The sequence below is a fragment of the Pseudomonas sp. Sample_20 genome (assembly GCF_004307585.1).
Taxonomy (GTDB): Bacteria; Pseudomonadota; Gammaproteobacteria; order Pseudomonadales; family Pseudomonadaceae; genus Aquipseudomonas; species Aquipseudomonas atacamensis.
In genome coordinates this window covers 5,258-14,962 of the sequence record NZ_RCOA01000138.1, presented here as the reverse complement: position 1 = coordinate 14,962, position 9,705 = coordinate 5,258, and the positions used below count along the sequence as shown (strand labels likewise).

The window sequence follows — 9,705 nt, the reverse complement described above, 5'->3', positions numbered from 1 at the left end:
GATCGTTCCCACGCTCCTGCGTGGGAATGCCTCAACGGACGCTCCGCGTTCGGCTCCCGATGGGACCCGGAGCGTCCCGGCTGCATGCCTTTGCGCATGGGAACACTCTTCATGACCGTTCATCGCAAACCCCCTCCTACCTGTCAGAGTTGACAGGTGACGATGTGGCCCATCTCGCATTAGATGCAGCAAGAGCGTTCCTATGTCACCCAAGGAGAATGCGATGAGTCGCATCCGTAACTTCGTTGAACCGTTTGCACTGACCCGCCCGTACGCCCCCGAAATGGTTGAGCTGGAACCTGCAATGGCAGACGTCCATGGCGGCGTCACCATTGTGAAAGCCAATGAAACCGAGGGCTTGTTGGTCCTCATGCTGGCTTACTTGAATCAGACCAAGAACGATAAGCTCGTCCTGCTGGTCAACGACAACAAAGGGCCTAGCACCACCATCGCTGAGGGCAAGGAAAGCGACGATACGCCCTTGCGCCTGCCTGCGGGCTTACTGCAAAAAGGCCTTAACCGCATCAAAATTCACATTGAGCGCACGTCCGGGAATGATGAACTCACACCTGAGCTGGTGCTCTACCATCGAACCTCTCCGCCCGGTGATTTACCACCGGTATTGAATCTCACCGTCAGCCACAAGGTCATCAACCAGGCGGAAGCTGACAAGTTCAAGGTGACTGTCACCTACGCCAACCCGCAGTGGTATGACCGGATTTTTGTGTCTTGCAATGGCGCGCATCACCAATATCAGCTCACACCCAGCAGTGTGTCGCCCCTGCCTCCCGTGCCACAAAGTGTGGTGATCGACATCCCGAAAGACAAGCTGATCGAGGGTGGCAACGATAAAACCTTCGAAATCAAATATCGCGTTGTCGACTACCTGACCAACCCGTCCGGCCCTCCAACCTGGTCCGATGCCGTGTTCGTGGAAGTGGATCTGGACAAGATCTCCCAAGAGCCGCCGACACTCGTTAACGCCGTCTCCCCAATCGATGTGCTGGCAAGTGAAGGCGGAGTGAAGGTGCGGGCCGAGTTCCAAGCCGCTTTGGCAAACGACAAGGCGACGCTGAAGATTGTCGATGGCGTACCGGGATCATCATTTCCGCAAGTGGCATTCAACACCAACCATCGCGCCAATTTCACATTCAGCGTGGCGTTCCTCCTCGCTCATCAAGGCAAAACAATCCAGGTGTCGTGGGTATTGATTCGTGATGGCGTGCCCAGCGGCGAATCCCCTCCTCTGGAGGTGGTCATCGAAAAAATCGCGGTGGATGACCCGCGCTTGCCGACTCCGAATATTGCGGGAGAAATGGGGCAGCAGCTCAACGTTCCGGAACTACCGAATGATGCGCGGGTGCTCTCGGAAAAAATTCCACTGATGCAACAGACCCACCCGGTCTGGGTTGATTTTGAAGGCGTCGACGCGGATGGAAACCCGGTAACCAAGGAAGTTTCGACCGGCGGGCCTAGTGAACTGGCCGACAGGATTTCGTTCCTGGCGCAAGTCGAGTGGTTGAAGAACCTGAAAGATGGAAGCTCGTTGAGAGTGGTTTGTGCCGTCAATCTTGATGGGCTTAAGGACAAGACAAAAGCGGTGTCGCTTCGGGTGCGTACTTATACGGTGAGTGTGGCCAAGCCATTGAAGATAGATCCGTCGGAAATGCTGCTCGACGGCCTCAACTACTATATGTCCCCGCAATCCACTTATCAGCCAGACTGGACCCGAACCAGCTATAAGTCTCCACAGTCCCATGCAACTCGGCTTCCAGTTGATGGAACCCCGCCTTTTACCTTCACCTCTCACAACGTGCACATCGCAACCGTCCACTTCACGACGGGTGAGGTCTACTCTGTCTCAAACGGGTCGACCGTGATCGAAGTACGAGATGCAGCGGGGAGAACTGCTCAATACCCGGTGAAATCTTCCAATGTGTACGAATTATTCGCTGATTCCCGAGCTTTGACTTGGGGTGCGGCGCACGCCTACCTGCGAGATCAGGGCCTGGAGCCTATTCCGTTTACAAGGACTACCACGCAAACCTTCAACCCCCCCATCTGTTTTCAGTTTCAATCAAGTTTTCTAGGTCAGAGATCTCCTAATTTTTATGGCACCATTGCCATAAACGACCAAGCCCAAATCACCTATCTGTTTGCCAATGGTAAAGCCGTTCCTCCCGACCCCGCAGATCATCGACATATGGGGGTGGCCATCGGCCTAACTACCATCAGCGGTAGTTACCCTGTCATAGGTCGACGGCGGAAGCTGCCCTTGTTGCTTGACGAATAGCCATACCATTGATTTAAACAGCGTGGATGAGTCGAGTCTTTGTGCCGGCCGTAATGACCCTTTCGCGAGCAGGCCCGCTCCCACAGATTGACCGCATTCCAAATGTGGGAGCGAGCCTGCTCGCGATCACAAAGGGGACGGATTTATTTAACCCGATGGATGTGTTCGGGCAGCAGATTCGGTTGCGGTTCTGAAAATGCAGCCTGCGGCAGCTCGAGTGATATACGCATGAGTTGCCGAAGGCTGTGATTCGTTCTTGTAACGGCTAGGCTCATACTCGCTAGCGCACCATTAGTATGATAATTTGCGCAAAGTTCCCCACCCGCAAAAGGCCCGACCATGGCTACCGTACGAAAAACCATAACCGTGACTGACCAGCAAGACCATTGGATCAAAGCTCAAATAGAAGCGGGACATTACACCAACGACAGCGAATATATCCGCGATTTGATCCGTCGAGAGCAAGAGCGAAACGCTGAACTGGAAACCGTCCGCGCAGCCCTTCGAGAAGGAGAATCCAGTGGTGCCCCCCGGCCATTCGATGCTGATGCTTTCAAAAAGAGAATGTTGAGGGCGCATGGCTGAATACCGACTTACCCCCGCCGCCGAAGCGGATCTTGAGGCTATCTGGACCTATACAGCTCAACAATGGGGTTTGGATCAGGCCAATCGCTACATCGACATCCTGACTGCGTCTTTCGAGCAGTTGGCTGATCGTCCCAAAACAGCACCCGCATGCGACGCGATCCGCCCCGGTTACCGACGCTGCAGCGTGGAGAGTCACGTGATTTATTTTCGAATCACCGCCTATGGGATCGCGATAATCAGAATTTTGCATGACCGGATGGAAGCGCAGCGTAATCTCTAACCTTCTCGTATCACCGAAAATCAAAAGATCGCAGCCTTCGGCAGCTCCTACAAATCGATGGAGCTGCCGAAGGCTGCGATCTTTGCTTTTGGGAGACTGGCGGAAGACAGCCGGAGTCGAACCTGCCCGGGAACGGATGCCGTCCCCAACCGGGTTTCAAGCCCGGCCGCGCCGCTGATTGTGCGTCGGCATCGGCCTGCGCATCTCTGAGTGCAGACCTACCGTCCGTCGCAAACCCACTTTCAACTGTCAGATCTGACAGTAGCCAATTTCTCCCGCCCGGTATCTGATATCTCCATCCCGGCCGGCCCTCCCTGGCCGTCTCATCAGGAAGGTGTGCCATGGAAAAGACGCAACCCGACAACACGGTCATGACGCTGTATCCGGTGATAATCCCTGTTGCCACCGAGAACGTGATCACTGACCCGCCAGCAGAGCCACCGACAGTCACCTATGGCTTGCCGTTAAAGGTATTCACGGACCTCACGCGTGATGAAATCAACGCCGCTGGTGTACAGGTGGTGGTCGATCCGCCTACGGACGTTGGTGAATATGGCAGTATCAGACTCTTCGTCAACGGTGAGCAGAGCGGGGTTCCACAGCCAGTCATCAACGAGCGAATGACCTTCACCGTGTTCCAGAGGGCACTTCACGACGGCGTCATCAACACAATCCAATACATTCTGAAAAACGTCGCCGGCAATGACAGCAAATCCATCGAAGCGTGGGCGCTCTACAACGACACGTTGCCCGGCGGCAATGATGTGCCTGGCACCGGCGATCATCCGGGGCTGCTGATCAGTCTGCCCGAAGGGCTCGGCAACCCGGCGGTGATCGACAAGGATCAGGCCGCCAAAGGCGTACTCCTGACGTTCGATTACCCTCATTGCCGCGCCTACGATGAGGTGACATACGAGATCAATCGCCAGACCTTCAAACACACGGTAACGCCGGAACAGGCGGGCAAGGCATTCTCGGTGCTGATCGGTCCCGACACCTTTCAAAAAATTGGCAGCATGAACAACTGCCCGTTCTCTTACACGGTGGTCGATCAACTGGCCAACACCACTCACCGGAACCGCTGGTCGAAGTACATTCATGCCAACATTGACCTTGAGCGAAACTTCCTGCCCCAGCCGATCCTGCGCGAGGATCCAGACGATGACATGGACGATCCAGCGATTGTGGACCTCGACAAACTCGAGGGCCGGCCGCTACTGATCGTCGTTGCTCCCACTACTCCCGATTTTCAAAAGGGCGACACGGTGAGGGGCTTTTATAAGTTGGACGATTCGGCCGAGAAACCTACTGCACCAGGCGTGATCACCGACAAGTTCGGGACGCTGCTACCGTGCATTCTGGAGCTACCCAACGATCAACTGACTTCCGGCGCGCGCTTGCAGGTGCGTTATGAGCTGGAACGGCCGGCAGGCACCGTCATTGGGCACTCCAGAACGGCCGAGGCCGAGGTCATCGGCGAAGCGGCGCCGGATCTGGTAGCGCCCATAATCAAACAGGCACCAGGCAACAGCCTGGATCCGCTTGCGGCGAAAGATGCGCTGACCGCTTTGGTCTTTGATCCATCCATTCAGCTTGATGATGTAATCCAAGTGCGCTGGATCGCCGCCCAGGGCACGCCTGCCGATGGCTCCTACACCTCGCCGCCTCACGTGGTCAAAGTGCTGGGCACGCAGGAGATTGCGCTGGACAACAAAGTGCTTGCGTACAGTTTCGGTGGCAATGTGACGGTGGATTACAGCAAGACAACCGGATCGGCTACGCGCGATTCCCTGCCGCTGTTACTGAGCGTGCAGGACATTGCGGACGCGGATCCCCGATTGCCCACGCCGACGATCGACCGGGTGACGGGAGATGAGCTGGACCCTGCGGATGTGTTGCCGACGGATCATACGCGGACGACCGCTTGGCCGCTGATTGCCTTGGGGCAAAAGATATGGCTGACGTATAGGGAAATAAAGCGTGATGGAAGTACGGGAATTGTTGAAGAGGCTTATAAAGGGAAAGAGGTGACGGCGGAGGATTTGGGTGGGATACGCCATCCAGTGCCACTGGACAAGTTGCTAGTGCTGGAAGAAGACTCGACACTTGAGATTGAGGCAAAAGTTTCGTTTGATAAAACTGAAACTGGGTACAGATCGTTGCCAAAGAAAGTTTATACGATTGAGAAGGGGTTTGATGATCTGACTACTTTCACAAATAATGAAATGAATGGATGGCGATTCACATACGAGCATCATGGCTCTGTAATAAAAAGCGGAGATGAATATTTCGCCAGAGGTACTTTAAATCAAGAACTATATAGATTAAACCTAACCAAATCTTACGATCACATTAGAACCGGTACTCCTTGCACCCTAAGCTTAGACTATCGATGCTCCAACCCCCTTAACATCTCTATCTTGATGCTAGACCACGCTCAGATAGAATACATATTACTACCTTTACAAATTTTGCCGGCCAGCGCTACTTGGCGAACCATAACAGTCAACTTTTACCTAGGCACACCCCAGCCAGACACATTTTCCAACTTACGAATTGTCACTAGTTCGTATGTCATCGTTGAATGCGACAACATTCGCGTCAGGAAAATCACCCCACCGATATAATGCGACAAATAAAAACACCCCAAACTCATGCACAATCTTGGTTTGGTTAACGCTGTCTAGGGATAGTGAGTGAAATCTGGCGGAAGACAGCCGGAGTCGAACCTGCCCGGGAACGGATGCCGTCCCCAACCGGGTTTGAAGCCCGGCCGCGCCACCGGGCGCGATTGTCTTCCTGAACTCAGGGTGCGCAGGCGTTGGCCAGCGCGTTGTCGGGGCGGATCTGGCGGGATTCGCCGAGGCGGCGGGTCAGGCCGAGTCGGTCGAAATACTCCAGATACTGAATACAGCGTTTGCGTCCCAAGCCTAGCGCATCACGGAAGGTTGTCACTTGAATCGACGGATTTTCTTCGGCGAGTTTCAGCAGCAGCGCCGCCATTTGCCGCAGGACGATGTCGCTGATAAACAGGTCGCGCACCACCTGGTGCATCAGGCCCAGCCGGGCGAGTTTGCGCAGCAGCAGGCGAACGTTGGCGTCGTCTTCGCCGAGCATTTTCGCCGCGTCGCGCACCCAGGGCGGGTCGAAACCGGCCTGTTCGAACAACGGCTGTAATTGCTGCCAGAGGATTTCGTCGTCGGCATTCAGGCGCACCTGATGATCGGGCAGGTGCAGCCAGGGGCCGCTGGCGAGGATGGAGCCGGCGTTGAGCAGTTCGTCGAGCAGGCTGATGAAGGTCGAGCGTTCCAGCGCCAGCGCGCTGAAGCGGCGCAGACGATCGCGGTCCGGGCCCATCTGGTCGGGTTCTTGTTCGTGGAATCGCGCCAGTTGTTCGAGCAAGGTGAATTTCAACTGACCCCAGCGCTGCACGTTGAACAGCAGTGGACCTTGGCGGGTATCGATCAGGCGGATGTTTTCTGCCAGCGACCACTGCGGGCGCGGGCGGTTGAACTGGCGTTCGAGGCGTTGCGGGTCGAGGCCGCCGGGGCTGTGGTTGAGCAGTGCCGGCAGGGCCTGTTCGAGGCTGACGCTGAGCGCGAGGGTTTGCAGTTGCGCGAGGCGTTCCGGGCTGCGGCGTTGGCGCGCCGGGGCGAACGGGTCGAGGACCGTGCCGCCGCCGAGGGTGCGCTGGGCGCTGGAGTCGCGCAGGATCAATCGATCGCCTTTCACCGCGTGCACCGGCGCGTTGATCAGCAATTGCGCGAACATGCGCTCGCCGGGACTCAGGCGCGGGCCTTGCAGCAAGGCGACGCGGGCGATGACATCTTGCGTGCCAAGGTGCAGATGCACCGGGTGAAAGTGTTCAAAGGTGCGCTCGCCGGGCAACAGCTGAAAGTCGATGTCGATGCGCTGGGTCGGGGCGTGCAGCCAATCCGCCAGCAGCCATTGGCCTCGGTGGATCTGCGCCAGTTCCAGACGATCGCCGCTGAGATTCAATGCCACGCGTTGGCCAGCGAACGCCTGTTCGGCGGCCTGGTTTTGCGCGTGCAGGCCACGGATACGCACCGATTTGCCCGCAAGCCCCAAGACAAGCTTGTCGCCCACCGCAACCGTGCCCGACAACGCCGTGCCCGTGACCACAATCCCAGCACCCGCGACGCTGAACGCCCGATCGATCGCCAGACGAAAGCCGCCCTCACAACCGCGCGCCTGCACCTCGTTGTGCGCCTGCAATAATGCCGCGCGCAACTCATCGACGCCCTGCCCGTTCAAGCTCGACACGGTAAAAATCGGCGCATCAGCAAATGGTCCGGGCGCGAGCAGGTCGAGCACCTGACGCTGCACCTCTTCCACCCTGCCCGCTCCCGCCCGGTCGCATTTAGTGATCGCCACCAGCGCGCGGGGAATGCCGAGCAGTTCGACGATCGCCAGATGCTCGCGGGTCTGCGGCATCACGCCGTCGTCGGCCGCGACCACCAGCAGCACCAGATCGATGCCCTGCGCACCAGCGAGCATGTTGTGGGTGAATTTGTCGTGGCCGGGTACGTCGATGAAGCCGGTCAGCCCGGCGCCCGCTGCGAGTTCGGCGTAGAGATAACCGAGGTCGATGGTCATGCCGCGTTCGCGCTCCTGCGGGCGGCGGTCGCCGGTTTGCCCGGTCAGCGCTTGCAACAGCGAAGTCTTGCCGTGGTCGATGTGCCCCGCCGTGCCGACGATCACCGGTCGACCTGCAATTGCGGCAACTGCGCCAGCCACGCTGGCTCATCGTCGAGCTGACGCAGATCGAGCCACAGCGCATCGTCGCCGATTCGCCCGAGTACCGGGATCGGCAAACCGCGCAACGCTGCTTCGAGATTGAGCAGATACCGCCCGCGCCAGCGCTTGGACACCTGCGGGCGACAACACAGCGCTGCACTCGGCAGACGCGCCACCGGTTGGCTGCCGCTGCCGATCATGCCCAACGCCTCGATTGCACTGACCTGCCAGACCTCGCCCAACACATCGGCGAGCAACGGTTGCAAACGCACAGCCTGAGCATGAATCTCCGCTTGCGGCCGGGTCAGCAGGCGCAGGCTCGGCAGGCGCTCGACGAGGCGATCAGGGTCGCGGTACAAACCGAGCACCGCCTCCAGCGCGGCCAGGGTCAACTTGTCGACCCGCAGCGCACGCTTCAATGGGTTCTTCTTGATCTTCGCGATCAGTTCTCTGCGCCCGACAATCAATCCGGCCTGCGGCCCGCCGAGCAATTTGTCGCCGCTGAAGGTGACGATGTCAGCGCCATCGAGCAGCGCCTGCCGCACGGTCGGTTCCGCCGGCAGCCCCCAGCGCGTCAGGTCGAGCAGACTGCCGCTGCCCAGGTCCTCCAGCAACGGCAAGCCATGAGCGTGTGCCAACTCGGCCAGTTCCGCAGTCGGCACCCGCGCGGTGAAGCCTTCGATGCTGTAGTTGCTGGCATGCACGCGCATGATCAAACCGCTGCGCGGGCCGATTGCTGCTTGGTAATCCCTGGCATGGGTGCGGTTGGTGGTGCCGACTTCGTGCAGGCGCACGCCGGCCCGGGCCATGATGTCGGGGATGCGGAAGGCACCGCCGATTTCGATCAGCTCACCGCGCGAGATGATGCCTTCCTTGCGCGCGCCGAGGCTGTTGAGGGTCAGCAGCACGGCAGCGGCATTGTTGTTGACCACGGTGACGGCTTCGGCGCCGGTCAGTTCGCGGATCAGGCCTTCGATCAGGTCGTCACGATCACCGCGCTTTCCGCTGCCCAGATCGAATTCGAGATTGAGCGGATAGCGTGCGGCCATTTGCACCGCTTCGATGGCTTCCTCGGGCAGCAAGGCGCGACCGAGATTGGTGTGCAGCACCGTGCCGGTCAGGTTGAATACCCGGCGCACCTGGCTGCGTTGTTGTTGCGCCAAGCGTTCGCCGACGCGGCCGGCGAGCACTTCGGGGCCGATCTCCACAGCTGCCAATTGGCCGCTCAACACGCCGGGCCTTAGCTCATCGAGCAACTGACGCAGGCCCGTCAGCAACGAATCCCGGCCGTAACGCTCGGCCAACGGCGCGCACGCCGGATGACGCAACAACCCATCAATGGACGGCAACCGCAGGGCAACGCTGGAAGACATCAGCCACTCCTGATTTCACTGAAACAATCCCTTTTGGGAGCAAGCTTGCTCCCTAAAAGGGTTTCAGAAGTGTAGACGCACTGCCGGAGCTAGCCTGCTCGCGAATGCGGTGTGTCAGTCAATGTGGATGTGGCTGACCTGACGCCTTCGCGAGCAAGCTCGCTCCCACAGAGAAATCCGGGGCGGACCGGGCTTTGTGATTCGGCACACAAATCTGTGGCTGGCTTGCCAGCGATTGCGGTGGGTCAGTCAAAGAAGGCGGTGAATGTGCCGACCGAATCGCTGGCAAGCCAGCTCCCACAGGGATTCGGGGTGGAATGAACATTGTTGGTCACCACAAAACCTGTGGGAGCGAGCTTGCTCGCGAATGCGGTGTGTCAGTCAATGTGGAGGTGGCTGACCTGACGCCTTCG

General features: G+C 58.3%; 6 protein-coding genes and 1 tRNA gene. 4 read left to right on the top strand and 3 right to left on the bottom strand.

The annotated features are described in order from the left end of the window. Positions 1-223: 223 nt before the first annotated feature. The 4 genes from D8U70_RS27045 (at position 224) to D8U70_RS27030 (ending at position 5,788) form a co-directional block, all read left to right on the top strand. Positions 224-2,293: a hypothetical protein gene (locus tag D8U70_RS27045; RefSeq protein ID WP_130930156.1), complete on the top strand. Its 2,070-nt coding sequence runs from the start codon at positions 224-226 to the stop codon at positions 2,291-2,293. Between the two features lie 339 nt (positions 2,294-2,632). Next, positions 2,633-2,878 (top strand): type II toxin-antitoxin system ParD family antitoxin, encoded by a 246-nt coding sequence (locus tag D8U70_RS27040; protein WP_016770738.1) that lies wholly within the window; start codon positions 2,633-2,635, stop codon positions 2,876-2,878. Next, a complete protein-coding gene (locus D8U70_RS27035; RefSeq protein WP_016770737.1) occupies positions 2,871-3,161 on the top strand; it encodes a type II toxin-antitoxin system RelE/ParE family toxin in 291 nt (96 codons plus the stop codon). Before D8U70_RS27040 ends, D8U70_RS27035 begins: the two co-directional genes overlap by 8 nt. A gap of 341 nt (positions 3,162-3,502) precedes the next feature. Next, positions 3,503-5,788 carry a hypothetical protein gene (locus tag D8U70_RS27030; protein WP_130930155.1) on the top strand — a complete coding sequence of 762 codons (2,286 nt, stop codon included), beginning with the start codon at positions 3,503-3,505 and terminating at the stop codon, positions 5,786-5,788. A 77-nt stretch (positions 5,789-5,865) separates the two neighbouring features. Here the strand turns inward: D8U70_RS27030 and D8U70_RS27025 are convergent. The 3 genes from D8U70_RS27025 to selA form a co-directional block, all read right to left on the bottom strand. Continuing rightward, positions 5,866-5,961, bottom strand: a tRNA-Sec gene (locus D8U70_RS27025). 5 nt (positions 5,962-5,966) lie between these two features. Then, complete coding sequence (selB, locus tag D8U70_RS27020) at positions 5,967-7,883, bottom strand: selenocysteine-specific translation elongation factor (RefSeq protein WP_130930157.1); 1,917 nt, start codon at positions 7,881-7,883, stop codon at positions 5,967-5,969. Beyond that, positions 7,880-9,292 (bottom strand): L-seryl-tRNA(Sec) selenium transferase, encoded by a 1,413-nt coding sequence (gene selA, locus D8U70_RS27015; RefSeq protein ID WP_130930154.1) that lies wholly within the window; start codon positions 9,290-9,292, stop codon positions 7,880-7,882. The genes selB and selA overlap by 4 nt, the downstream gene beginning before the upstream one ends. Between the last annotated feature and the right edge of the window lie 413 nt (positions 9,293-9,705).

Excerpts from the sequence above, each read along its gene's own strand:
- D8U70_RS27030 (WP_130930155.1), top strand. The coding sequence starts at position 3,503 with ATGGAAAAGACGCAACCCGACAACACGGTCATGACGCTGTATCCGGTG.
- D8U70_RS27035 (WP_016770737.1), top strand. The coding sequence starts at position 2,871 with ATGGCTGAATACCGACTTACCCCCGCCGCCGAAGCGGATCTTGAGGCT.
- selA (WP_130930154.1), bottom strand. The coding sequence starts at position 9,292 with ATGTCTTCCAGCGTTGCCCTGCGGTTGCCGTCCATTGATGGGTTGTTG.
- D8U70_RS27040 (WP_016770738.1), top strand. The coding sequence starts at position 2,633 with ATGGCTACCGTACGAAAAACCATAACCGTGACTGACCAGCAAGACCAT.
- D8U70_RS27045 (WP_130930156.1), top strand. The coding sequence starts at position 224 with ATGAGTCGCATCCGTAACTTCGTTGAACCGTTTGCACTGACCCGCCCG.